The following is a 23,151-nucleotide window of genomic DNA, read 5'->3' on the forward strand; positions in this document are numbered from 1 at the left end:
CGCCAGGTGGGTCCGTCAATCGGCAGACGGCCGAACCCTAAACCTTCGCACAGTATCTACGAACATCCGGGGTGCCGCGCCGCCCCACAGATCACGGTCTCGTGAGGATTGTGCGGCTTCGGGCGGCGGCCCGGACGGACGCCCTTACGGGCACCCGCCGCCGGGCGTCCTCAGACGCGCGGCAGGGATTCGGCGGCGATTCCGCCCTCGATGGCCAGGATGCGGTGGAGTCGGGTGGCCACCAGCAGGCGTTGCATCTGCGGCGGTACGCCGCGCAGCACCAGCCGCCGTCCGGCGCGGCCGGCCCGGCGGTGTGCGCCCATGATGACGCCGAGTCCGGTGGCGTCCCACGAATCCAGCTCGGTCAGGTCGAGCACCAGATCGCCGACTCCGTCGTCGAGGGCCGAGTGCAGGACCGTACGGGCGTCCGCCGCGCTTCGGACATCGAGGCGGCCCCCGACGACCAGCTCGGCGTGGTCGCCCCTGATGTGCATATGCGCTCCCCTGGAATGCTCCGTGGCACGGTCGGTCTGTCTGAAACTGTCTCTTGCCCCAACTGACTGCGGCAACGACAGGGAAGTTGCCGTCTGTAAGCGAACCGATACCGAATTCACTCCGTGGAGTGACTGGGGCCCGCCGCGGATCCCCCTGTGGATCCACTGGTTCCGGAGGACGGCCCCCGGAGCCCCGGTCCTGACTGACGGCAGATCAGGCGACCGGGGACCGAAAACGATCAGTAGGTGTAGAAGCCCTGCCCGCTCTTGCGGCCGATGTCACCTGCATCGACCATCCGGCGCATCAGCTCCGGGGCGGCGAACTTCTCGTCCTGCGACTCGGTGTAGATGTTGCCGGTGGCGTGCAGCAGGATGTCGACGCCGGTCAGGTCCGCGGTGGCGAGGGGCCCCATGGCGTGGCCGAATCCGAGCTTGCAGGCGATGTCGATGTCCTCGGCCGACGCGACGCCCGACTCGTACAGCTTGGCGGCCTCGACGACGAGCGCCGAGATCAGCCGGGTGGTGACGAAGCCGGCCACGTCACGGTTGACGACGATGCAGGTCTTGCCGACCGACTCGGCGAACTCCCGCGCGGCGGCGAGGGTTTCGTCGCTGGTCTTGTAGCCGCGGACGAGTTCGCAGAGCTGCATCATCGGGACCGGCGAGAAGAAGTGCACACCGACGACGCGCTCCGGGCGCTCCGTCACGGCCGCGATCTTGGTGATCGGGATGGCGGAGGTGTTGGAGGCGAGCACGGTGTCGTCCCGGACGATCTTGTCGAGGGTCCGGAAGATCTCGTGCTTCACCTCCAGCTTCTCGAAGACGGCCTCGACGACGATGTCAGCGTCGGAGACCGCGTCGAGATCGGTGGTCGTGGTGATGCGGGCGAGCGCCGCCTCGGCGTCGGAGGCCGCGAGCCTGCCCTTCGAGACGAACTTGTCGTAGGAGGCCTTGATGCCGTCACGGCCACGTGTCAGGGCCGCGTCGGTGACATCACGCAGCACGACGTCCCAGCCCGCCTGGGCGGAGACCTGCGCGATACCGGACCCCATGAGTCCGGCGCCGATGACGGCAAGCTTCCTGGCCACGTTGGCACCCCTATGCTCTCTCAGCGGTTGTTGCTCCATGCTCTCCGGCGGAGGTTAGTACCCGTGAGGGGCGCTGGGGCCGTGAAGAGATGCGCGTCACGTCTCAAATGACGGACATCACACCGGGATGCCTCATTCGGTGGCGCGCCGGGCGTAGTTGAGCACCGCTTCGCCCAGCAGGTCCTCGATGTCGTCGAGCAGGACGAGGGCGTCCCGGGACACCTCGGCGGGTCTGCGGCCGGCGACCATCTCGCGCCCGATGTACGCCATGAGCGTGCTGTGCACCCAGGAGAGCTGGCCGGCCACCAGGACCGGGGCCCGGTCGCCGGGCCCGGTCCCGCACTCCTCCTGGAGTGTCGCCTCCAGGTGCTGGAGGGCTTCCTGCTGTACGTGCCAGAGGCGGGCCTTGAGGCTGTCGGCGCCCTCGATGACGCGCATGAAGCTCTCGTAACCCTCCATCAGGCCGACGGTCGGCGACACGCCCTCCACCTGGATGCGCAGTTCGCGCAGGACGGCGTCGGCCGCGGACTCCCCCTTGTCGCGGCCCCTGACGTACCGCGAGAGACGGTCGACGATGCCGCGGCTGCGGTCGAGGAAGAGCTCCTCCTTGGTGGGGAAGTAGTTGTAGACCGTGTTGACCGAGACGTCGGCGGCGCGGGCGATCTCCGCGATCGTGACGTCGTCGAAGCCGCGTTCCAGGAAGAGACCGGTGGCCACGTCCGAGAGGTGCTGCCTGGTCCGGCGCTTCTTGCGCTCCCTGAGTCCCTCAGCCATGGCCCCATCGTAGGGCGCCTCTGGGGTTCCTGAATATTTGGTGTCATTGCAATTTTTCAGTGACTCTGTTTTTGTGGTCGCTATGCCAATCATCAGTACGGCCGGGCTCGCCCGGACCTTCGACTCCCGGACCGGCCCGGTGGAGGCCGTCCGTTCCATCGACATGACGGTCGCGCCGGGTGAGATCGTCGGCCTCCTCGGCCCCAACGGCGCCGGGAAGACCACCACCCTGCGCATGCTCACCACGCTGCTCGCCCCCACCGGCGGCGCGGCGACCGTGGCCGGCTGCGATCTGCTCGCGGACCCGGCGGGCGTCCGGGAGAAGTGCGGCTACGTCGCCCAGTCGGGCGGCGTCGACCCGCACATCACCGTCCGGGAGGAGCTGGTCACCCAGGGCCGGCTCTACCGCCTCGGCAAGGCCGCGGCCGTCGCCCGGGCCGCGGAGCTCGCCGCCGAACTGGGCCTCTCCGAACTGCTCGACCGCCGGACGGCCACGCTCTCCGGGGGCCAGCGGCGCCGGCTCGACATCGCGATGGGCCTCACCCACCGCCCGGCGGTGCTCTTCCTCGACGAGCCGACCACCGGACTGGACCCGGGCAGCCGCACCGATCTGTGGGAGCTGGTGCGCGGGCTGCGCGACACGTACGGCACCACCGTCGTGCTCACCACCCACTACCTCGACGAGGCCGACGCGCTCGCGGACCGCCTCGTCGTGGTCGACGGCGGCCTGGTGGTCGCCGAGGGCACACCGGCCGCACTCAAGGAGCGGTACGCGGGCTCGGCCTCCGCCTCGCTCCAGGAAGCCTTCCTGGCGATCACCGGACGCTCCCCCGCCCCCGCCGACACCGCCCCCGTCGCCGTCTAGGAATCGAATCCGATGCTTCTCCACGACACCGCGCTCGTCTTCGGGCGGTATGCCCGCCAGACCCTGCGCTCCCGGTTCCAGATCCTCTTCGGCATCCTCATGCCGCTGCTCTACCTGCTCTTCTTCGGCCCGCTGCTCACCGGGCTGCCGCTCGGACCGGCCGGCGACTCCTGGCAGGTGCTGGTCCCCGGCCTGCTGCTCCAGCTGGGCCTGTTCGGCGCCTCGTTCGCCGGGTTCGCCCTCATCATCGACAAGTCGACCGGGGTCCTGGAGCGGATGCGGGTCACCCCGGTCAGCCGGATGGCCCTGCTGCTGGGCCGGGTCCTGCGCGACACGCTGCTGTTCATGTTCCAGGCGGTGCTGCTGGTCCTCACCGCCGTGCTCATGGGACTGCGCGCGCCACTGCCCGGGGTGCTGATCGGCTTCGCCTTCGTCGGCCTGCTGACCATCTCGCTGGCCTCGCTCTCGTACGCCCTGGCCATGAAGGTCACCACCCCGCAGGAGTTCGGGCCGGTGATCAACTCGCTGACCGTGCCGGCCATGCTGCTGTCCGGGCTGATGCTGCCGATGACGCTGGGGCCCGGCTGGCTGGACGTGCTGTCGCACCTCACGCCGCTGCGCTATCTGGTGGACGCGGTACGGGACGCGTACACCGGCTCGTACGCCACCGCGCACATGCTGTACGGCGTCCTGGTCGCCCTCGGGTTCTCGGCACTCGCCGTGACAGTGGGCACACGCGTCTTCAGGAGGGCGGGTGCGTAACTAGGCTGACCGCATGGTCAATCTGACGCGCATCTACACCCGCACCGGCGACCAGGGCACCACCGCCCTGGGGGACATGAGCCGGACCGCCAAGACCGATCTGCGGATCTCCGCGTACGCCGACACCAACGAGGCCAACGCCGTCATCGGTACGGCCATCGCGCTCGGGCAGCTGGACGAGGACGTGGTGAAGGTCCTCGTCCGCGTGCAGAACGACCTGTTCGACGTGGGCGCGGACCTGTCGACGCCCGTCGTCGAGGCACCGGAGTACCCGCCGCTGCGCGTCGAGCAGTTCTACGTCGACAAGCTGGAGGCGGACTGCGACCACTTCCTGGAGCAGGTGGAGAAGCTCCGCAGCTTCATCCTGCCGGGCGGCACCCCGGGCGCCGCGCTGCTGCACCAGGCGTGCACGGTGGTGCGGCGCGCGGAGCGGTCGACCTGGGCGGCGTTCGAGGTGCACGGCGAGGTGATGAACCCGCTGACGGCGACCTACCTCAACCGGCTCTCCGACCTGCTGTTCATCCTGGCCCGGGTGGCGAACAAGGAGGTAGGCGACGTGCTGTGGGTGCCGGGCGGCGAGCGCTGAGAGCGGCCCGCCCGGGAGCGGGGACAAGGCCTCACCCGGGCGGGCCCGGCACCCGCTTCGCCCCGCCGTGCGGGTCCCGCTTCGGGAACAGCGTGTAGCTCGCCGCGATCACCAGGTTGATGCCGATCACGAAGAGCATCGTCCGCTGCCAGGACCGCAGCGAGGCCACGTCCCCGTCTCCCCCGACGTACCAGACGGCCGCCTGGAGCAGTGCCAGCGCCGTCGCCGCGGCCACCGTCCACCGCCCGGCGACCCGCCACTCGTGGACGGCCCGCGCCGTCCCGTACTTCGGCGGCTTCACCGGCGGCGGGCCGCCCGCGAAGCGGTGCGCGACCCGGGCGTCGACCCACCGGATCGTGGAGTGCCCGAGTCCGACCGTGAAGCCGACGTACACCGCGGCGAGCCCGTGCTTCCAGTCCGGGGCGGCGCCGTTCTTCAGGTCGACGGCCGTCACCACCAGCAGGACGAGTTCCAGCAGCGGCTCGCACAGCAGCACGGCGGCGCCCAGACGCGGCTTCCCCGCCACGTAGCGGAGAGCGAGCCCGGCGGCCAGCAGCACCCAGAAGGCGATCTCGCAGAGAACGATCAGTGTGACGATCACGGTCCGTTTCCTTTCGCTCCCCTCCAGCCTCGCCGCCGCTCCGCCCCGGTTCATCGCCCCCGGTGACGAAAGACCACTGCATCCTTCGATGTACTGACGGATCGCTCCCGGTACGGACGTACCGGAGCGGGCCGGACGTGTTGGATGGGTGGGTGTTCTCCCCGGCCCGCCCCCACCGCGACGACGTCCTCATCGCCGTCATCGGACTGCTCGGCGGAGCGGTCCTGTCCCTGCTCGGTCTGCACATGCAGAACGGCCGGCTCCTCGACGCCCCCTGGACCGCGCTCCTGCCGCTCGCCGTGATGTCGGCGCTGGAGCTGATGCGCCGGAGCGCGCCGCAGACGGCCCTGGTCATCGGCACGCTCGCGCTGATCGCGGACCAGTTCACGCCCGGGAACCTGGCGACGGTCCTGATGTTCACCGACCTGATGTACGCGGCCGTGCTGTACGGCACCCCGGCCGCCGCCCGGCGGATCCCGGTGACCACGCTCCTGATCACGGTCACGGTCACGATCGGTTTCCTGGCCTGGTTCCGGGACGCCGAGGCGCTCCTCATCGGCATCGTCACCGGACTGATCTCGTTCGTGCCCGCCATCACCGGGGTGAGCGTGCGCAACCACCGGGACGCCGCCGAGACCGCCCGGCTGCGCGCCGACCAGACGGCGCTGCTGGCCGAGATGGACCGCGCCCAGGCGGTAACCGCCGAACGCGCCCGGATGGCCCGCGAACTGCACGACATGGTCGCCAACCACCTCTCCGCGATCGCCATCCACTCCACCGCCGCGCTCTCCATCGACGACCCGGCGACCTCCCGCGACGCCCTCGGGGTGATCCGGGAGAACAGCGTCGACGGTCTGGCCGAAATGCGCCGCCTGATCGGTCTTCTGCGCACCGGGGCGGCGGACCTGGAGCCGAGCAGCTCGCCCACGCTCGGCTCGCTGGACGCCCTCATCGAGCAGCACCGGACGAACGCCGCCTCCAGCGGGCTGACCTGCACGCTGGACGACGCCCGCACCGAGCGGGGCCGGCTGCCCGCGCCGGTCGAGCTCGCCGCGTACCGCATCGTCCAGGAGTCCCTCACCAACGCGCTCAAACACGCCTCGCCGGGCCCGGTCGTGGTGCGGCTGCGGCAGGCCGACGGGCGGCTGACGGTGGAGGTGAGCAGCGTGCTCGGGGAGCGGCCGGGGCCGCGGGCGCCGGGGTCGGGGGCCGGCCTGGTGGGCATGCGGGAGCGGGTGGCGCTGCTCGGCGGGGAGTTCACTGCGGGCGCGGTGGAGAGCGGGGACGGGACGAAGTTCTGGCGCGTACGGGCGGAACTGCCCGTCGGGGAAGGCAAGGTGAGGTCATGACGATCCGGGTTCTGGTCGCCGAGGACCAGTCGGCCGTACGGGCGGGGCTCGTGCTCATCCTGGGCAGCGCCCCGGACATCGAGGTCGTCGGGGAGGCGGGCGACGGCGAGGAGGCCGTGCGGCTGGCCCGTGAACTGCGCCCGGATCTGGTGCTGATGGACATCCAGATGCCGCGGCTGGACGGGGTGTCGGCGACGAAGCAGGTGGTCGCGGAGCGGCTGGCGGACGTGCTGGTGCTGACGACCTTCGACCTGGACGCGTACGTCTTCGGCGCGCTGCGGGCCGGGGCCTCGGGCTTCCTGCTGAAGGACACCGAGGCGCGCCAACTGCTGGACGCGGTGCGGACGGTGGCGCGCGGCGAGGGGCTGATCGCCCCGTCGGTGACGCGCCGGCTGATCGCGGAGTTCGCCGGCAGCGCGCCCGGCCGGCAGGCGGGAGGAGCCGACCGGGCGGTCCTCGACGCCCTCACCCGGCGCGAGCGGGAGGTGCTCGGCTGCCTGGGCGAAGGGCTGTCGAACGCGGAGATCGCGGAGCGGCTGTCGATGGCCGAGGCGACGGTGAAGACGCACGTCAGCCGGTTGCTGGGGAAGCTGGAACTGCGCAGCAGGGTTCAGGCGGCCGTGCTGGCACAGGAGTTGGGCGTCTGAGGTTTAAGCGCGCCCCACTCCGATCTTTGGTCTGGACCTCTTGACGATTGGTCCAGACCTTCCTAATCTCACCGGACACACTGCGGTGAGGGTGCCCTGACGGGGCACGCTCAGGGCGGCGCAGGGTCAGCAGTCCACGGACCACCCCCGTTTGTCCGGACCTCACCCGAGGAGCACCGTTGAGCACTGAGACCCCCCGCCGGACCCGATTCAGATTCGGGGCCGGAAAAGCCACCAGATCCAGAGCCGTCGCGGGCCTCACCGCACTGCTCCTTCCGCTCGCCGCGATGGTCGGCATGGCCTCCCCCGCCGAAGCCGCCACCTCCGCGACCGCCACGTACGTCAAGAAGTCCGACTGGGGCAGCGGCTTCGAGGGCCAGTGGACGGTGAAGAACACCGGTACCACCGCCCTCAGCTCCTGGACCATCGAGTGGGACTTCCCCTCCGGCACCGCCGTGGGCTCCGCCTGGGACGCCACCGTCACCAGCTCCGGGACCCACTGGACCGCCAAGAACCTCGGCTGGAACGGCTCGGTCGCACCGGGCGCCAGCGTCTCCTTCGGCTTCAACGGCACCGGCGCCGGCGCCCCCTCCGGCTGCAAGCTGAACGGCGCCTCCTGCGACGGCGGCAGTGTCCCCGGTGACAACGCCCCCTCCGCGCCGGGCACCCCCACCGCGAGCGCCGTCACCGACACCTCGGCGAAGATCAGCTGGAGCGCCGCCACCGACGACAAGGGCATCAAGAACTACGACGTCCTGCGGGACGGCGCGGTCGTCGCCACGGTCACCGGCACCACGTACACGAACACCGGCCTCACCGCGGGTACCCCCTACTCGTACACCGTGCAGGCCCGGGACACCGCCGACCAGACCGGTCCGGTCAGCGGCGCGGTCAAGGTGCACACCACCGGCGGCGGAGGCACCGACCCCGGCACCGGCTCCAAGGTCAACCTGGGCTACTTCGCCGAGTGGGGCGTCTACGGACGCAACTACCACGTCAAGAACCTGGACACCTCCGGTTCCGCCGCGAAGATCACGCACATCAACTACGCCTTCGGCAACGTGACCGGCGGCAAGTGCACGATCGGTGACTCCTACGCCGACTACGACAAGGCGTACACCGCCGACCAGTCCGTCGACGGCGTCGCCGACACCTGGGACCAGCCGCTGCGCGGCAGCTTCAACCAGCTGCGCAAGCTCAAGGCCAAGTACCCGCACATCAAGGTCCTGTGGTCCTTCGGCGGCTGGACCTGGTCCGGCGGCTTCGGCCAGGCCGCGCAGAACCCGGCCGCCTTCGCCCAGTCCTGCTACGACCTGGTGGAGGACCCGCGCTGGGCCGATGTCTTCGACGGCATCGACATCGACTGGGAGTACCCGAACGCCTGCGGTCTGACCTGTGACACCAGCGGCCCGGCCGCACTGAAGTCCCTCACGTCCGCGCTGCGCACCAAGTTCGGCAGCAACAACCTGGTGACCGCCGCCATCACGGCCGACGGCTCCCAGGGCGGCAAGATCGACGCCGCCGACTACGCGGGCGCCGCGCAGTCGCTGAACTGGTACAACGTGATGACGTACGACTTCTTCGGCGCCTGGGACGCGAAGGGCCCGACGGCCCCGCACTCCCCGCTCAACCCGTACACCGGCATCCCGAAGGCAGGCTTCAGCGCCTCCGAGGCCATCGCCAAGCTGAAGACCCAGGGCGTCCCGGCGTCCAAGCTGCTGCTCGGCATCGGCTTCTACGGCCGCGGCTGGACCGGCGTCACCCAGGACGCTCCCGGCGGCACCGCCACCGGCGCGGCCCCTGGCACGTACGAGGCGGGCATCGAGGACTACAAGGTCCTCAAGAACAGCTGCCCCGCCACCGGAACGGTCGCCGGCACGGCGTACGCGCACTGCGGCACCAACTGGTGGAGCTACGACACCCCCGCCACCATCGCGTCGAAGATGACCTGGGCGAAGAACCAGGGTCTGGGAGGCGCGTTCTTCTGGGAGTTCAGCGGGGACACCAGCAACGGTGAACTCGTGAGCGCGATGAACAACGGTCTGAAGTAGCGGTCCCCACCGCTTCGGCAAGCATCGCGTAACCCCGAAAAGCACCGGGGAGACAGGTCCGCCCCCTGTCTCCCCGGTTTTCGTCTGTAAGGGGCCCGGGCCTCAGGCCACGTTGACCCGCTGGCCGGGAGGCGCCGCCTCCAGCCAGGCGAGGAATCCGGTGAGGGCGTCCTCGCTCATCGCCAGCTCCAGGCGGGTCTCCCGGTGGAGACAGCCGAGCACGATGGCGTCGGACAGGAGCGCGAGCTCCTCCTCGCCCTCGGGCAGCCGGCGGGTGACGACCTCGATCGCGGAGCGCTCCAGCACCCGGCGCGGACGCGGGGAGTAGCTGAAGACCCGGAACCAGTTCACCTTGTCGCCGCTGTACCGGGCGACGCCGTACACCCAGCCCTTGCCCGACAGATCGGGCTCCACGGGCACATTCCATCGCAGGCTGCAGTCGAAGGTCCCGCCGGAGCGCTGAATCAGCCGCCGGCGAAGACCGAAGACGAAGAGACCCACCGCGACCAGTGCGACGACCAGCCCGCCCACCCACAGCGCGAGGAACATCTCCACCGACCTCCTCGCATCGTCGAGTAAACGGATACCGCCACACACGCATCTGCACCTGCATCGCCTCAGCCGCGACACGGTCTGGAGGGGTCTCCAGCACGGGCCGCGGCTGAGGGTAAAGACATCGCGCGGGGTGGCTAGTGCACCGCCACCGCACGCAGTCGCACATCGGCGCGACGCTCGGCGGCGCCGTCCGTGTCCGACTTCGCACGCTCGAGCGCACGCTCTGCGCGCTCGACATCGATCTCGTCCGCCAGCTCGGCAATCTCCGCCAGCAGCGAGAGCTTGTCGTCGGCGAACGAGATGAAACCGCCGTGCACAGCGGCTACGACGGTCGCACCGTCGCTCGTACGGATCGTCACCGGGCCCGATTCCAGCACACCCAGAAGCGGCTGGTGACCGGGCATGACGCCGATGTCGCCGGACGTGGTGCGCGCGACGACCAGGGTGGCCTCGCCGGACCAGACACTGCGGTCCGCGGCGACCAGCTCGACGTGCAGCTCAGCAGCCAAGGGTGGCTCCTCGGGTCACCACCCGGCGGTCATGCCGGGTGTTGGGTCAATTCTACGGGGCGTGGTGAGGGGGACGGGACGCACCCGCCCCCCTCGGTGAGCCGGAGGCTCAGGAGACGCCGAGCTCCTTGGCGTTGGCCTTGAGGTCCTCGATGCCACCGCACATGAAGAACGCCTGCTCGGGGAAGTGGTCGTACTCGCCGTCGGCGATCGCGTTGAACGCGGTGATCGACTCCTCGAGCGGCACGTCCGAACCGTCCACGCCGGTGAACTGCTTGGCGACGTGGGTGTTCTGCGACAGGAACCGCTCGATGCGACGGGCGCGGAAGACGGTGAGCTTGTCCTCCTCGCCGAGCTCGTCCATACCGAGAATGGCGATGATGTCCTGGAGGTCCTTGTACTTCTGCAGGATTCCCTTGACACGCATGGCGGTGTCGTAGTGGTCCTGCGCGATGTAGCGCGGGTCCAGGATCCGGGACGTGGAGTCCAGCGGGTCCACGGCCGGGTAGATGCCCTTCTCGGAGATCGGACGGGAGAGAACCGTCGTCGCGTCGAGGTGGGCGAAGGTGGTGGCCGGAGCCGGGTCGGTCAGGTCGTCCGCGGGGACGTAGATCGCCTGCATCGAGGTGATCGAGTGACCACGGGTCGACGTGATGCGCTCCTGCAGCAGACCCATCTCGTCGGCCAGGTTCGGCTGGTAACCCACCGCGGACGGCATACGGCCGAGCAGGGTGGACACCTCGGAGCCGGCCTGGGTGTACCGGAAGATGTTGTCGATGAAGAAGAGCACGTCCTGCTTCTGCACATCGCGGAAGTACTCCGCCATGGTCAGACCGGCAAGCGCGACCCGCAGACGGGTGCCCGGGGGCTCGTCCATCTGACCGAAGACAAGCGCCGTCTTGTCGATGACGCCGGACTCGGCCATCTCCTCGATGAGGTCGTTGCCCTCACGGGTACGCTCACCGACGCCCGCGAACACCGACACACCGTCGTGGTTGTTGGCGACGCGGTAGATCATTTCCTGGATCAGCACGGTCTTGCCGACACCGGCACCACCGAACAGACCGATCTTTCCACCCTTGACGTACGGGGTGAGAAGGTCGATGACCTTGACGCCGGTCTCGAACATCTCGGTCTTGGACTCGAGCTGGTCGAAGCTGGGCGCCTTGCGGTGGATCGGCCAGCGCTCGGTGACCTCGGCCTCGGCCTCGGGCTTGTTCAGGATCTCACCAAGGGTGTTGAACACCTTGCCCTTGGTCATCTCGCCGACTGGCACCGTGATGCCGTTGCCCGTGTCCGTCACCGGGGCCTGGCGGACCAGACCGTCGGTGGGCTGCATCGAGATCGCGCGGATCACGCCGTCGCCGAGGTGCTGGGCGACCTCGAGCGTCAGCTTCTTGAGCTTGCCGTCCTCGGCCGGGTCGGCCACCTGGACGGTCAGCGCGTTGTAGATCTCCGGCATCGCGTCGACGGGGAACTCCACGTCGACGACCGGGCCGATGACCCGGGCGACGCGGCCCGTGGCAACGGCCGTCTCAACTGTGGTCGTCATTACTTGTCACTCCCCGCGGTCGCGTCGGCCAGCGCACTGGCACCACCGACGATCTCGCTGATTTCCTGGGTGATTTCGGCCTGGCGGGCCGCGTTGGCAAGCCGGGAGAGGCTCTTGACGAGCTCCCCGGCGTTGTCGGTGGCCGACTTCATCGCGCGGCGGCGGGCAGCGTGCTCGGAAGCAGCGGCCTGCAGCAGCGCGTTGTAGATCCGGCTCTCGACGTACCGCGGAAGCAGGGCGTCGAGGACGTCCTCCGCCGACGGCTCGAAGTCGAACAGCGGCAGGATCTCTCCCTTGCCGTCCTCGTCCTTCGTGAGGTCGAGACTGAGCGGCAGCATCCGGTTGTCCACCGGGTTCTGCGTCATCATCGAGACGAACTCGGTGAAGACGATGTGCAGCTCGTCCACGCCGCCCTCGGCGGTCTCCAGAGTGACCGCCTCGATCAGCGGGGCGGCGGCCCGCTTCGCATCCGCGTACGTCGGGCTGTCGGTGAAGCCGGTCCACGACTCCGCGACCTTGCGCTCGCGGAAGTTGTAGTAGGCGACACCCTTGCGGCCGATCACATACGTGACGACCTCCTTGCCCTCACCGCGCAGCCGCTCGGTCAGCTTCTCCGCGGCCTTGATGGCGTTCGCGGAGTAACCGCCGGCCAGACCGCGGTCGCTCGTGACGAGCAGGATCGCGGCCCGGGCCGGGGACTCGGCCTCGGTGGTCAGCGGGTGCTTGGTGGTGGAGCCGGTCGCCACCGCGGTGACCGCACGGTTCAGCTCGGTGGCGTACGGCATCGAGGCCGCCACCTTGCGCTGCGCCTTGACGATGCGCGAGGCGGCGATCATCTCCATCGCCTTGGTGATCTTCTTCGTGGCGGTGACGGAGCGGATGCGGCGCTTGTAAACGCGAAGCTGAGCGCCCATCGATCAGCCCTCGCCCAGAAGCTTGCCGTCCGAGGTCTCGAACTGCTGCTTGAACGCGGCGATCGCGTCGGCGATCGACTGCAGCGTGTCGTCGGACATCTTGCCGCCCTCGACGATGCTGGTCAGGAGGTCCTTGCGCTCGCGGCGCATGTACTCCAGCAGCTCGCTCTCGAAGCGACGGATGTCCTCGACCGGGACGTCGTCCATCTTGCCGGTGGTGCCGGCCCAGACGGAGACGACCTGCTCCTCGACGGGGATCGGCTGGTACTGGGGCTGCTTCAGCAGCTCGACCATGCGCTTGCCGCGCTCCAGCGACGCCTTGGAGGCCGCGTCCAGGTCGGAACCGAAGGCGGCGAACGCCTCCAGCTCGCGGTACTGGGCGAGGTCCACGCGGAGCCGGCCGGAAACCTGCTTCATGGCCTTGTGCTGGGCGGAGCCACCGACGCGGGAGACCGAGATACCGACGTTCAGGGCCGGACGCTGACCGGCGTTGAACAGGTCGGACTCCAGGAAGCACTGACCGTCGGTGATGGAGATGACGTTGGTCGGGATGAACGCCGACACGTCGTTCGCCTTGGTCTCGACGATCGGGAGGCCCGTCATCGAACCGGCACCCATGTCGTCGGAGAGCTTGGCGCAGCGCTCCAGCAGACGCGAGTGGAGGTAGAAGACGTCGCCCGGGTAGGCCTCACGGCCCGGCGGACGGCGCAGCAGAAGCGACACGGCGCGGTAGGCGTCGGCCTGCTTCGAGAGGTCGTCGAAGATGATGAGGACGTGCTTGCCCGCGTACATCCAGTGCTGGCCGATGGCCGAACCGGTGTACGGCGCGAGGTACTTGAAGCCGGCCGGGTCGGACGCCGGGGCGGCGACGATGGTCGTGTACTCCAGCGCACCGGCCTCTTCGAGCGCACCACGCACGGAGGCGATGGTGGAGCCCTTCTGACCGATGGCGACGTAGATGCAGCGCACCTGCTTGTTCACGTCGCCCGAGCGCCAGTTGTCGCGCTGGTTGATGATCGTGTCGACGGCCAGAGCGGTCTTGCCCGTCTGACGGTCACCGATGATCAGCTGACGCTGGCCGCGGCCGATCGGCACCATGGCGTCGACGGCCTTGTAGCCGGTCTGCATCGGCTCGTGCACCGACTTGCGGACCATGACGCCAGGGGCCTGCAGCTCGAGGGCGCGGCGGCCGTCGGTCGCGATCTCGCCGAGACCGTCGATCGGGTTGCCGAGCGGGTCGACGACGCGGCCGAGGTAACCCTCGCCGACGCCGACGGAGAGCACCTCACCGGTGCGCTGCACCGGCTGGCCCTCCTCGATACCGCTGAACTCGCCGAGGACGATCGCACCGATCTCGCGCTCCTCGAGGTTGAGGGCGAGACCGAGGGTGCCGTCCTCGAACTTCAGCAGCTCGTTCGCCATGGCGGAGGGCAGGCCCTCCACCTTTGCGATGCCGTCGCCGGCAACGCTGACCGTACCGACCTCCTCGCGCGAGGCCGCGTCCGGCTTGTACGACTGGACAAAGTTCTCCAGCGCGTCCCGGATCTCCTCCGGCCGGATCGTGAGCTCCGCCATCTGGGTTCCCTGCTCTCCTTGTTGGGCCCGAAGTTTCTTAAGGGGGTCTGGGGGCCGACCCCCAGGAATCTTCTGCAATTTCTGCACGGCCCAACCGGGCCGCTGGTCTTGCTATGTTCTGTTTCTGCGCCGCGCGGCTGTCAGCCGGCCATGCGACGGGTCGCCTCGTCGAGGCGCTCCGCGATGGTGCCGTTGATGACCTCGTCGCCGACCCGCACCGCGATCCCGCCGAGGACCTCGGGGTCCACGTCCAGGTTCAGGTGCATCTGCCGGCCGTAGATCTTCGCCAGGGCGGCGCCGAGGCGCTGCTTCTGCCGGTCGCTGAGCGGCACCGCCGAGGTGACGATGGCGACCGTACGGTCACGACGCTCCGCGGCGAGCTTGGAGAGGGCATCGAGTCCCGCTTCCAGGCTACGTCCCCGGGGCTGGGTGACAAGCCGCACGATGACGCGCTCAGTGGTCGGCCGCGCCTTTCCGCCGAGCAGGCTGCGCAGCAGCTCGCCCTTGGCGGCGGGGGTCGCGGTCCGGCTGGTGAGCGCGGCGCGCAGACCGGTGTCCGATGCCACGATCCGGCCGAACCGGAACAGCTCGTCCTCGACGTCGTCGAGGTCTCCGCTGCGCTGCGCGGCGGTGAGGTCGGCGGTGTTCGCCAGCTCCTCGACCGAGTCGACCAGGTCACGCGACTGCGACCAGCGCGAGCGGACCATGCCGGAGACCAGGTCGACGGCTTCGCCGCCCACCTGACCGCTCAGCAGCCGTCCGGCCAGCTCGGCCCTGGCCTCGCCGGCCTGCGCCGGGTCGGTCAGGACCCGGCGCAGCGACACCTCGCGGTGCAGCAGCGCCGTGACGCCGGCCAGGTCCTCGGCGAGCTTCGCCGCGTCGACCGACGTGGAGTCGGTCAGTGCGTCGAGGCGCTCGCGTGCGGCAGCCAGTGCCTCGCGGCTCGCGCTGTTCATCGGACGGCCTCGGCCTTCGCCTCGAGGTCGTCGAGGAAGCGGTCGACGGTGCCGCTCTGCCGGGCGTGGTCCTCGAGGGACTCGCCGACGAGCTTGCCGGCCAGGTCGGTGGCGAGCTTGCCCACGTCCTGGCGCAGCGCGGACGCCGCGGCCTTGCGGTCGGTCTCGATCTGCGCGTGGCCGGCGGCGACGATCTCGTCGCGCTGGCGCTGGCCTTCGGCCCGCATTTCCTGCAGGATCACGGCGCCCTGCTCCTGCGCCTCCTGGCGCATACGAGCGGCTTCGTGGCGGGCCTCGGCGAGCTGAGCCTTGTACTGCTCAAGAACGCTCTGGGCCTCGGTCCGGGCCGCATCGGCTTCGTCGATCCCGCCTTGGATGGCCTCGTGACGCTCGTCCAGAACCTTGTTGATGTTCGGGAGGAGCTTCTTGGCGAGGAAGCCGAAGACGATGACGAAAGCGATGAGGCCAATGACGAGCTCAGGGATCGGCGGAATGAGCGGGTTTTCCGCTTCCTCCGCCGCGAGCTGAACCAGGGGGTTCACGTCAGTGCCTTCCGTCGAATGGGCTGTTCGCGACCGGTCAGGAGGTCGGGTAGACGAACGGCATGACCAGACCGATCAGGGCGAGCGCCTCACAGAAGGCGAAGCCGAGGATCTGGTTGGCGCGGATGAGGCCGGCGGCCTCGGGCTGACGGGCCAGCGCCTGGGTGCCGTTACCGAAGATGATGCCGATGCCGACGCCGGGGCCGATCGCAGCGAGGCCGTAACCGATCGAGCCGAGGTTGCCCTTGAGTTCGACGCTGGTGGCGGCGAGGGTCTGGAGAGCAGACATGCCGGTTCTTCCTTCTCTTTCTTGGTCCGGTGGGGGTTGGCCACCGGGTGCTTCAGGAGGTGGGTGCTCAGTGGCCCTTGGCGAGAGCGCCCTGGATGTAGCTGCAGGCCAGCAGCACGAACACATAGGCCTGGACAGCCTGGATGAAGAGCTCGAAGGCGGTCATCACGATGACCATCACGAACGAGACACCTGCGTAGGCGATCCCGATGCCGCTGAGCATGTACCAGCTGGCCAGCGTGAACAGCAGCAGGAGCGTGTGGCCCGCGAACATGTTCGCGAACAGTCGCACCGCGTGCGTGAACGGCCGGACCAGGAGGTTCGAGAAGAACTCGATGGTCATCGAGAGCGGCAGAACCCCGCCGAGGCTCTTGTCGTAGCCCGTGAAGTTCTTGAAGGCGCCGACGAAGCCGTGCTTCTTGAAGGTCAGGACGACCCACAGGACGTAGACGATCGCGGCGAGGGCCGCCGGGTACGAGATGATCGCCGTCACGGGGAACTGGGCAACCGGAATGATGGACCAGAGGTTCATCATCCAGATGACGAAGAACAGCGAGACCATCAGCGGGACGTACTTCTCGCCGTCCTTCTTGCCGATCGTCTCGTAGACGATGCCGCGGCGGACGAAGTCGTATCCGGCCTCGGCGATCATCTGGAGCTTGCCGGGAACCAGCTTCGGCTTACGGAAAGCGGCCCAGAAGAAGCCAACGATGATGACCGAGCCGAGCAGGGCCAGCAGCATCGTCTTGTTGAAGTACAAGTTGCTGTCCGCATCGCCCCAGAGGGGTTCGAACAGGAACGAATGCAAGCCGGGTGCGTCGAAGCCACATCCGGAGAAGAGGTGGCAATCGGTCTCGAAGGCGAGCACCTGTGTCGGGTCAGCACTCACCGCGGGCTCCTTCAGCGTGGCGCATAGGTACGGCAACCTCGTTGTGTCGGCGCGGCGCGCAGCCGCGGTTCGGCACTGGACTGGTGTTTCGGATGTGTGAGCGGCAGTCAGGCATTTGAGCCTCGCGATCGTGCAGGCGTCAGCTCACATGCCCGCGCCCGCAGTGCCGCAGTTGGAACCGGACGATAGCAGGGTCGTGAACCTGCACTTATTCCGCCCCTACCCTTCACGCTGCGGACCCCGGCTTCTTGGGCTTTTCGCCCTTGTCCGACTCGGGTTCCACGTAAAGGATCTTGGCCTTCATGTGCGCACGCGCCTGTGCGCCGATCCACACGAGTGTCGTCACGACCAGAGTGATCGCGAAGGCCTTCGGGTTGAACAGCGAGGTGTTCTTGAATACGGCGACGAAGATGAACAGGAGCAGGAGCTGCGCCGTGTAGAGCGCGAGCCCCATCGCCTGGAAGAGGTGAGGCATGGACCGGGCGGTCCGTTGCAGGACCACCAGTCCGATCCCCATGAAGAGGATGACCACGATCGTCGCAACGATCGCGCCCAGGGCTCCCTTGCCACCGGCGACGCCTCCGCTGATCGCGGCGGCGACTGCGCCGGCGACAGCGGTGGGTACGGCGGTCTGGAGGAGAGTCCGGACGTCGTTGGACGGCATGGCGGCAGCTCCGCTTGCTGGGGGTGGGCAGTGTGTCGTCATGGACGAGCGTAGGCCCGGTGCGAGTCGATGCCTCGGGCCCAAGGGACCGTGCTACTCAGGTCCTTCGGCTCTGCCACCGGGTTCGTGAACGGTATCACAAACTATTTGATGAGGTCTTTACCTAGAAAGTGTGCTTGCTGTCACACGTGAGAGCTAATCCGCGCGTGTGAGCAAGACAACTCAACGACTTGTCTGGTAATGCCCCTTGGTGCCCGAATCATCGACGCGTCGAACCGGCCTTCCGCCGGTCCGCGAAACGCGAACGAGGGCCGATCGCGGTCGCGCCGTTGACGCCGGACACCCCCGCCGCGATCGGGGCCTGCGGCGCCGGTTCCGGCCCCTCCTGCCCCATCTGGGCATCCAGGGCCCCCTGTTGGCTCTCCTCGCCGGTGATCTGCTCCGCCCCGGAGGGCTCGGCCCCACGGCGGCGCCGGCGGCGGTAGCGGGGCGGCACGAAGCGTTCCGCCCAGCGCGGGGCGCGCGGCGTGAAGCGGGGCATCAGGAGCAGGATCAGCCCCAGCGCGCTCAGCCCCACGATCACCAGGACGATCCACATGGACGCCGAGTGCACCGAGTATCCGACCGCGCCGAACGCGATCAGGGCCGACCAGAAGTACATGATCAGCACCGACCGGCTGTGCGAATGGCCGATCTCCAGCAGCCGGTGGTGCAGATGGCCGCGGTCCGCCGCGAACGGCGACTGCCCGTTCCAGGTACGCCGCACGATCGCCAGCACCAGGTCGGCCGCCGGGATCGCGATGATGGTCAGCGGCAGCAGCAGCGGGATGAAGACGGGCAGCATCGCGTGGGTCGCCTGGCGCTCACTGCCCTCGAAGATCTTCATCGTGTCCGGGTCCACCTGGCCGGTCACCGAGATCGCGCCCGCCGCCAGGACGAGGCCGATCAGCATCGAGCCGGAGTCCCCCATGAAGATCCGGGCCGGGTGCATGTTGTGCGGCAGGAAGCCGAGGCACATGCCCATCAGGATCGCCGTGAACAGCGTCGCGGGGGCCGCCGCCTCGATCATGTGCCCGTACCAGAGCCGGTACGTGTAGAGGAAGAAGGCGGCCGACGCGATGAGGACCATGCCCGCCGCCAGACCGTCCAGTCCGTCGACGAAGTTGACCGCGTTGATCGTGATGACGACCAGCGCGACCGTGAGCAGCGTGCCCTGCCAGGGGGTGAGCGCGACGGTGCCGACGCCGGGGATCGGCAGCCACAGGATCGTGAGGCCCTGGAGGACCATGACCGCCGCGGCGATCATCTGCCCGCCCAGTTTGATCAGGGCGTCGATCTCGAACTTGTCGTCCAGGACGCCGATCAGCCAGATCAGCGCCGCTCCGGAGAGCAGCGCCCGCGGCTCGCTGGAGAGCTCGAAGACCCCGTCCAGGTTGGCCAGGTGATTGGCGACGATCAGTCCCGCGCACAGCCCGCCGAACATGGCGATGCCGCCGAGCCTCGGTGTCGGTTCGCGGTGGACGTCCCGCGCACGGATCGCGGGCATCGCCCCGACCGCGATGGCGAACTTACGCACCGGGCCGGTGAGCAGGTAGGTCACCGCGGCCGTGACACAGAGCGTCAGCAGGTAATCACGCACGGGCTGCCCCACAGGAAGTTGCCGGTCGGTCCCGGACACTCTATTCGCATCGGGAGGGGCCGAGGACGGGACGGTGGCCACGGGCACCGCATCCTCACCGTGCGCCGGTCCCTCCGGAGCGGTCCGGCCTGCTCCGGAGGGGCCCGCCGGGATGCGTCCGCTGTGTGCGGGCTCACCCCGCCCGGGCCGCTCCGGCCGGGCTCAGGACACGCCCTCGCGGTGACGCAGGGCCAGCAGGGCGGCCTCGATACGGGATCCGATGCCCAGTTTTCTGGTCAGACTGGTGATGTGCGCTCGCAAAGTCCGTTCGGCGATACCCAGTCTGCGGGCCAGGATCCGGTTCGGCTGTCCGTCGGCCAGCAGGAGCCACACCTCGGCCTCCCGCTCGGTCAGCCGTGACAGATCGAGGTCACGTTCCGGTAATCCCGTGACCGACTTTTCCGGCATAACAGGTATATCGGAGTTCCTCAACAATCCCCCTCGGCAAAGGACCCGGCTTGGTCAGAGACCGGGTCAGTGGTCCGTGTAGCTGATTTCCGGCCGTCAGCCTACGTGAGGGGTCCGACATTGCGCTGTTGCATTATCCGAACCGCAAAGGAGCGCCGACGGATTGCCTCCGTCGGCGCTCCTCGTGCGGGGCGGGTGTCAGCAGCCCTTGGTGATCTTCTTCAGGTGGTAGCGGGTGACGCTGAACTTCTTCTTGCCCTTGGTGCCACCGTTCGTCGTCAGACAGCGGGTGGTCTTCTGGCCGCCGCCGGCCTCGAAGTGGAGCTTGGCTCCGACCTTGTGGCTGCAGTGGTTGTTGAAGTAGACCGTGACCGAGTCGTAGCTCCCGTCGCCCCAGGAGTAGTTGGTGACCTTTCCTGCGGGCTTGGTGCACTTGATGCTCGCCCTCTTGACCGCCTGGGTGCTCGCCCCGGCGTCCTGGGGCACGGCCTGCGCGCCGCTCGCCAGCAGCACGGAGAACATGGTGGTGGAAATCGCCACCGCGGACAGGTTCTTCCAGCGACTCATCGTTCCCCCTGTTGTGCCCATGCCATGGGCACATGTCGTTTTCGAACAGTTCGAAAACATCCTCTGTGAGAGGCGCAGGAACGACAATTGCCACTTCAGGCGATGCCCGATGCGGCTACGACTTCAGGAGGACTCCGCGTACGGCGGGTGCGCCGCCGCCAGCTCCCGTACCTCCGCACGGACGTCGCCCTCCTCGCGCACCGCGGCCCCGAACAGCACCGCGAGCCGGGCCATGTCGGCGTCGTCCATGCCCTGGGTGGTGACGGCCGCGGTCCCGAGCCGGATGCCCCGGGCGTCGCCGTACGGCAGGGCGCAGGTGTCCAGCACCAGGCCCGCGGCGGCGAGCCGGGCCCGGGCGGTGGGGCCGTCGACGCCGAGGGGGGCCGGGTCGGCGACGATCAGATGGGTGTCGGTGCCACCGGTGGTCACGTCGAAGCCCTCGGCCTCCAGACCGGCCGCCAGCACCCGGGCGTGGGCCACCACCCGATGGGCGTACCCCGCGAAGGCCGGCGCCGCGGCCTCGCCGAACGCGACGGCCTTCGCGGCCACCGTGTGCATCTGCGCGCCGCCCTGGGTGAAGGGGAAGACCGCGCGGTCGATCCGCTCCGCCAGTTCCGCGCCGCACAGGATCATGCCGCCGCGCGGCCCGCGCAGCACCTTGTGCGTGGTCGCGCAGACCACGTCCGCGTACGGCACGGGGCTCGGCGCCGCTCCCCCGGCGATCAGCCCCATCGGGTGCGCGGAGTCGGCGATGAGGTAGGCGCCCACCTCGTCGCAGATCTCCCGGAACAGCTGGTGGTCGGGGTGGCGCGGGTAGGAGATCGAGCCGCTGACGATCGCCTTGGGGCGGTGCGTGCGGGCCAGCGTGCGGACCTGGTCGTAGTCGATCAGACCGCTCTCGGAGTCGACCCCATAACCGATGAACTCGAACCAGCGGCCGGAGAAGTTGGCGGGCGAGCCATGGGTGAGATGGCCGCCGTACGGGAGCCCCATCGCGAGGACCGTGTCACCGGGCCGCAGCAGCGCCGCGTACGCCGCGAGGACGGCCGACGATCCGGAGTGGGGCTGGACGTTGGCGTGCTCGGCGCCGAAGAGCGAGGTGGCGCGGCGGATCGCGATGCGTTCGGCGGCGTCCGCCTGCTCGCAGCCGCCGTGGTGGCGGGCGCCGGGGTAGCCCTCGGCGTACTTGTTGGCGAGCGGTGAGCCGAGGGCGGCCAGTACCGCGGGCGAGGTGAAGTTCTCCGCCGCGGTCAGCTGAAGGGTCTCGGACTGCCGGCGCAACTCCCCCGCCAGCACGTCGGCGATCTCCGGATCCTCCCGGAGCAGGGCGCCGAAGTCCTGCGGCAGCGCGGCGACGGCGGAGGGTGCGGCAGCGGTGGTGACCGGCATCGGGGGCTCCGGGCCTGGGGAGGGGTGGCGTCAGCTCCAATGTAGGCCCGCGAGGGGTCCGCTGCCCGCTGTCGCGGGCCGTCGTGCGCCCGTACGGGGCGGCGGGGGCGGCCAGGTCCTCAGCGCGGCGCCGAAACGCCCGTCAGTGCGGTGACGACCGGGTCCAGCGCCTGGTTGATCTCGTCGCCGACGGACCGGAAGAACGTGATGGGCGCGCCGTACGGGTCGTAGACCTCGTCGGCCTCGGCGGTCGGGGCCAGCAGCCAGCCGCGCAGCGCGGCGGCGGCGCGGACCAGCGCGCGGGCGCGTTCGACGACGCCCTCGTCGCGCGCGTCGGGCAGCGTCGCGGGGTCTATCGCCCGGACCAGCCGGGTGAACTCCTTGAGCGTGAAGGTCCGCAGTCCCGCGGAGTGGCCCATCGAGATCACCTGGGCCCGGTGGTCGCGGGTGGCGGTGAGCACCAGGTCGGCACGGATCACGTGCTCGTCCAGCAGCTCCCGGCCGACGAACCCGGTGGCGTCGGCGCCGAAGTCGGCGAGCACCACCTCGGCGTTGGCCTCCATCGGGGCGCCCTCGTGCCCCCAGGTGCCCGCGCTCTCCACGATCAGTCCGCCCTGCAGCGGGTCGCCGAGGCGGTCCACGAGGGCATGGCGGGTCAGCCGCTCGGTGATGGGCGAGCGGCAGACGTTGCCGGTGCTGACGTGGAGGATGCGGAAGGTGTCGGTCTGCCCCGCTATGCCACGCCCCTCAGGGGCGGTCAATTGGCCACCTCGAGGTCGGGTACCACCTTGCGCAGCTCCTCCGCGGAGAGCGCGCCGGCGCGCAGCAGGACCGGCACCTTGCCGGTGACGTCGACGATCGAGGACGGGACGATGCCCGGCGTCGGGCCGCCGTCGAGGTAGACGGAGACGGAGTCCCCGAGCATCTCCTGGGCAGCGTCGCAGTCCTCGGGAGACGGGTGTCCGGTGAGGTTGGCGCTGGAGACGGCCATCGGGCCGACCTCCGTGAGCAGTTCGATGGCGACCGGGTGCAGCGGCATCCGGATCGCGACGGTGCCGCGGGTGTCACCGAGGTCCCACTGGAGCGACGGCTGGTGCTTGGCCACGAGCGTCAGCGCGCCCGGCCAGAAGGCGTCCACCAGCTCCCACGCCTGCTCCGAGAAGTCGGTGACCAGGCCGTGCAGGGTGTTCGGCGAGCCGATGAGGACGGGCGTGGGCATGTTGCGGCCGCGGCCCTTGGCGGCCAGGAGGTCGACGACGCCCTCGGAACTGAAGGCGTCCGCACCGATCCCGTACACGGTGTCGGTGGGCAGCACGACCAGTTCGCCGCGGCGGACGGCGGACGCGGCCTCGCGCAGACCCGTCGTACGGTCCGTGGCGTCGTTGCAGTCGTATCGCCGTGCCATCAGCCGGCCTCCTCAAGCATGTACGGGTAGGGGTGGTCTGCA

At 69.2% G+C, this 23,151-nt stretch carries 26 protein-coding genes; 6 read left to right on the forward strand and 20 right to left on the reverse strand.

Going from position 1 to position 23,151, the window contains the following annotated elements:
• Positions 1 to 170: 170 nt before the first annotated feature.
• The 3 genes from OG521_12295 to OG521_12305 form a co-directional block, all read right to left on the reverse strand.
• Positions 171 to 494: an STAS domain-containing protein gene (locus OG521_12295; GenBank protein ID WUW21526.1), complete on the reverse strand. Its 324-nt coding sequence runs from the start codon at positions 492 to 494 to the stop codon at positions 171 to 173.
• A gap of 239 nt (positions 495 to 733) precedes the next feature.
• Positions 734 to 1,582, reverse strand: a complete 849-nt coding sequence (locus OG521_12300) for a 3-hydroxyacyl-CoA dehydrogenase family protein (GenBank protein WUW21527.1) — start codon at positions 1,580 to 1,582, stop codon at positions 734 to 736.
• Positions 1,583 to 1,714: 132 nt separating this feature from the next.
• Entirely contained in the window at positions 1,715 to 2,356 is a 642-nt protein-coding gene (locus OG521_12305) for a TetR/AcrR family transcriptional regulator (protein ID WUW21528.1), read from the reverse strand.
• Positions 2,357 to 2,438: 82 nt separating this feature from the next.
• Between OG521_12305 and OG521_12310 the strand changes: the two genes are divergently transcribed.
• From OG521_12310 to OG521_12320, 3 genes are read left to right on the forward strand one after another with little or no spacing between them, the layout of a single operon-like run.
• Positions 2,439 to 3,221 (forward strand): ATP-binding cassette domain-containing protein, encoded by a 783-nt coding sequence (locus OG521_12310; GenBank protein ID WUW21529.1) that lies wholly within the window; start codon positions 2,439 to 2,441, stop codon positions 3,219 to 3,221.
• 12 nt (positions 3,222 to 3,233) lie between these two features.
• Positions 3,234 to 3,983, forward strand: a complete 750-nt coding sequence (locus OG521_12315) for an ABC transporter permease (GenBank protein WUW21530.1) — start codon at positions 3,234 to 3,236, stop codon at positions 3,981 to 3,983.
• Positions 3,984 to 3,996: 13 nt separating this feature from the next.
• Positions 3,997 to 4,569 carry a cob(I)yrinic acid a,c-diamide adenosyltransferase gene (locus OG521_12320; GenBank protein ID WUW21531.1) on the forward strand — a complete coding sequence of 191 codons (573 nt, stop codon included), beginning with the start codon at positions 3,997 to 3,999 and terminating at the stop codon, positions 4,567 to 4,569.
• A gap of 31 nt (positions 4,570 to 4,600) precedes the next feature.
• Here the strand turns inward: OG521_12320 and OG521_12325 are convergent, their stop codons facing one another.
• A complete protein-coding gene (locus OG521_12325; GenBank protein ID WUW21532.1) occupies positions 4,601 to 5,170 on the reverse strand; it encodes a hypothetical protein in 570 nt (189 codons plus the stop codon).
• 152 nt (positions 5,171 to 5,322) lie between these two features.
• On the opposite strand from OG521_12325, the gene OG521_12330 reads away from it, so the two are divergent.
• From OG521_12330 to OG521_12340, 3 genes are all read left to right on the forward strand, one after another.
• The gene (locus OG521_12330; protein ID WUW26655.1) at positions 5,323 to 6,519 is read left to right on the forward strand and encodes a histidine kinase; all 1,197 of its coding nucleotides are present in this window, start codon (positions 5,323 to 5,325) and stop codon (positions 6,517 to 6,519) included.
• A complete protein-coding gene (locus OG521_12335) occupies positions 6,516 to 7,166 on the forward strand; it encodes a response regulator transcription factor (GenBank protein ID WUW21533.1) in 651 nt (216 codons plus the stop codon). Before OG521_12330 ends, OG521_12335 begins: the two co-directional genes overlap by 4 nt.
• Positions 7,167 to 7,345: 179 nt before the next feature.
• Positions 7,346 to 9,217 carry a glycoside hydrolase family 18 chitinase gene (locus tag OG521_12340; protein WUW21534.1) on the forward strand — a complete coding sequence of 624 codons (1,872 nt, stop codon included), beginning with the start codon at positions 7,346 to 7,348 and terminating at the stop codon, positions 9,215 to 9,217.
• 102 nt (positions 9,218 to 9,319) lie between these two features.
• On the opposite strand, the gene OG521_12345 is transcribed toward OG521_12340, so the two are convergent.
• The 16 genes from OG521_12345 to OG521_12420 all read right to left on the reverse strand — a co-directional run bounded on the left by OG521_12345 (position 9,320) and on the right by OG521_12420 (position 23,109).
• Positions 9,320 to 9,766, reverse strand: coding sequence for a DUF2550 domain-containing protein (locus OG521_12345; GenBank protein ID WUW26656.1), 447 nt, complete (start codon positions 9,764 to 9,766; stop codon positions 9,320 to 9,322).
• A gap of 140 nt (positions 9,767 to 9,906) precedes the next feature.
• Entirely contained in the window at positions 9,907 to 10,281 is a 375-nt protein-coding gene (locus OG521_12350) for a F0F1 ATP synthase subunit epsilon (GenBank protein ID WUW21535.1), read from the reverse strand.
• Positions 10,282 to 10,390: 109 nt separating this feature from the next.
• Positions 10,391 to 11,833 (reverse strand): F0F1 ATP synthase subunit beta, encoded by a 1,443-nt coding sequence (gene atpD / locus OG521_12355; GenBank protein WUW21536.1) that lies wholly within the window; start codon positions 11,831 to 11,833, stop codon positions 10,391 to 10,393.
• The gene (locus OG521_12360) at positions 11,833 to 12,747 is read right to left on the reverse strand and encodes a F0F1 ATP synthase subunit gamma (protein ID WUW21537.1); all 915 of its coding nucleotides are present in this window, start codon (positions 12,745 to 12,747) and stop codon (positions 11,833 to 11,835) included. Before OG521_12360 ends, atpD begins: the two co-directional genes overlap by 1 nt.
• A gap of 3 nt (positions 12,748 to 12,750) precedes the next feature.
• Positions 12,751 to 14,322: a F0F1 ATP synthase subunit alpha gene (gene atpA / locus OG521_12365; protein ID WUW21538.1), complete on the reverse strand. Its 1,572-nt coding sequence runs from the start codon at positions 14,320 to 14,322 to the stop codon at positions 12,751 to 12,753.
• Between the two features lie 140 nt (positions 14,323 to 14,462).
• Positions 14,463 to 15,278: a F0F1 ATP synthase subunit delta gene (locus tag OG521_12370; GenBank protein ID WUW21539.1), complete on the reverse strand. Its 816-nt coding sequence runs from the start codon at positions 15,276 to 15,278 to the stop codon at positions 14,463 to 14,465.
• The gene (locus OG521_12375) at positions 15,275 to 15,820 is read right to left on the reverse strand and encodes a F0F1 ATP synthase subunit B (GenBank protein WUW21540.1); all 546 of its coding nucleotides are present in this window, start codon (positions 15,818 to 15,820) and stop codon (positions 15,275 to 15,277) included. The genes OG521_12370 and OG521_12375 overlap by 4 nt, the downstream gene beginning before the upstream one ends.
• Before the next feature lie 37 nt (positions 15,821 to 15,857).
• Positions 15,858 to 16,109: an ATP synthase F0 subunit C gene (gene atpE / locus OG521_12380; GenBank protein WUW21541.1), complete on the reverse strand. Its 252-nt coding sequence runs from the start codon at positions 16,107 to 16,109 to the stop codon at positions 15,858 to 15,860.
• A gap of 67 nt (positions 16,110 to 16,176) precedes the next feature.
• Entirely contained in the window at positions 16,177 to 16,998 is an 822-nt protein-coding gene (gene atpB, locus OG521_12385) for a F0F1 ATP synthase subunit A (GenBank protein ID WUW21542.1), read from the reverse strand.
• A 226-nt stretch (positions 16,999 to 17,224) separates the two neighbouring features.
• Positions 17,225 to 17,662 carry a hypothetical protein gene (locus OG521_12390; protein WUW21543.1) on the reverse strand — a complete coding sequence of 146 codons (438 nt, stop codon included), beginning with the start codon at positions 17,660 to 17,662 and terminating at the stop codon, positions 17,225 to 17,227.
• A 259-nt stretch (positions 17,663 to 17,921) separates the two neighbouring features.
• Positions 17,922 to 19,313 carry an undecaprenyl/decaprenyl-phosphate alpha-N-acetylglucosaminyl 1-phosphate transferase gene (locus tag OG521_12395; protein WUW21544.1) on the reverse strand — a complete coding sequence of 464 codons (1,392 nt, stop codon included), beginning with the start codon at positions 19,311 to 19,313 and terminating at the stop codon, positions 17,922 to 17,924.
• Between the two features lie 189 nt (positions 19,314 to 19,502).
• Positions 19,503 to 19,748, reverse strand: a complete 246-nt coding sequence (locus OG521_12400; GenBank protein WUW21545.1) for a LuxR C-terminal-related transcriptional regulator — start codon at positions 19,746 to 19,748, stop codon at positions 19,503 to 19,505.
• A gap of 198 nt (positions 19,749 to 19,946) precedes the next feature.
• Positions 19,947 to 20,315: a hypothetical protein gene (locus OG521_12405; GenBank protein WUW21546.1), complete on the reverse strand. Its 369-nt coding sequence runs from the start codon at positions 20,313 to 20,315 to the stop codon at positions 19,947 to 19,949.
• A 123-nt stretch (positions 20,316 to 20,438) separates the two neighbouring features.
• Positions 20,439 to 21,704, reverse strand: a complete 1,266-nt coding sequence (locus tag OG521_12410) for a serine hydroxymethyltransferase (protein ID WUW21547.1) — start codon at positions 21,702 to 21,704, stop codon at positions 20,439 to 20,441.
• A gap of 119 nt (positions 21,705 to 21,823) precedes the next feature.
• Positions 21,824 to 22,465, reverse strand: a complete 642-nt coding sequence (locus OG521_12415) for a protein-tyrosine-phosphatase (protein ID WUW21548.1) — start codon at positions 22,463 to 22,465, stop codon at positions 21,824 to 21,826.
• Entirely contained in the window at positions 22,462 to 23,109 is a 648-nt protein-coding gene (locus OG521_12420) for an L-threonylcarbamoyladenylate synthase (protein WUW21549.1), read from the reverse strand. The genes OG521_12415 and OG521_12420 overlap by 4 nt, the downstream gene beginning before the upstream one ends.
• Positions 23,110 to 23,151 lie beyond the last annotated feature (42 nt).

It is taken from the genome of Streptomyces sp. NBC_01463, assembly GCA_036227345.1.
Classification (GTDB): Bacteria; Actinomycetota; Actinomycetes; order Streptomycetales; family Streptomycetaceae; genus Streptomyces.

Coding starts and splice junctions, on each gene's coding strand:
- atpE (WUW21541.1), bottom strand. CDS start 16,109: ATGTCTGCTCTCCAGACCCTCGCCGCCACCAGCGTCGAACTCAAGGGC.
- atpA (WUW21538.1), bottom strand. CDS start 14,322: ATGGCGGAGCTCACGATCCGGCCGGAGGAGATCCGGGACGCGCTGGAG.
- OG521_12295 (WUW21526.1), bottom strand. CDS start 494: ATGCACATCAGGGGCGACCACGCCGAGCTGGTCGTCGGGGGCCGCCTC.
- OG521_12345 (WUW26656.1), bottom strand. CDS start 9,766: ATGTTCCTCGCGCTGTGGGTGGGCGGGCTGGTCGTCGCACTGGTCGCG.
- OG521_12305 (WUW21528.1), bottom strand. CDS start 2,356: ATGGCTGAGGGACTCAGGGAGCGCAAGAAGCGCCGGACCAGGCAGCAC.
- OG521_12410 (WUW21547.1), bottom strand. CDS start 21,704: ATGCCGGTCACCACCGCTGCCGCACCCTCCGCCGTCGCCGCGCTGCCG.
- OG521_12320 (WUW21531.1), top strand. CDS start 3,997: ATGGTCAATCTGACGCGCATCTACACCCGCACCGGCGACCAGGGCACC.
- atpD (WUW21536.1), bottom strand. CDS start 11,833: ATGACGACCACAGTTGAGACGGCCGTTGCCACGGGCCGCGTCGCCCGG.
- OG521_12400 (WUW21545.1), bottom strand. CDS start 19,748: ATGCCGGAAAAGTCGGTCACGGGATTACCGGAACGTGACCTCGATCTG.
- OG521_12370 (WUW21539.1), bottom strand. CDS start 15,278: ATGAACAGCGCGAGCCGCGAGGCACTGGCTGCCGCACGCGAGCGCCTC.
- OG521_12420 (WUW21549.1), bottom strand. CDS start 23,109: ATGGCACGGCGATACGACTGCAACGACGCCACGGACCGTACGACGGGT.
- OG521_12335 (WUW21533.1), top strand. CDS start 6,516: ATGACGATCCGGGTTCTGGTCGCCGAGGACCAGTCGGCCGTACGGGCG.
- OG521_12310 (WUW21529.1), top strand. CDS start 2,439: ATGCCAATCATCAGTACGGCCGGGCTCGCCCGGACCTTCGACTCCCGG.
- OG521_12405 (WUW21546.1), bottom strand. CDS start 20,315: ATGAGTCGCTGGAAGAACCTGTCCGCGGTGGCGATTTCCACCACCATG.
- OG521_12315 (WUW21530.1), top strand. CDS start 3,234: ATGCTTCTCCACGACACCGCGCTCGTCTTCGGGCGGTATGCCCGCCAG.
- OG521_12390 (WUW21543.1), bottom strand. CDS start 17,662: ATGCCGTCCAACGACGTCCGGACTCTCCTCCAGACCGCCGTACCCACC.
- OG521_12360 (WUW21537.1), bottom strand. CDS start 12,747: ATGGGCGCTCAGCTTCGCGTTTACAAGCGCCGCATCCGCTCCGTCACC.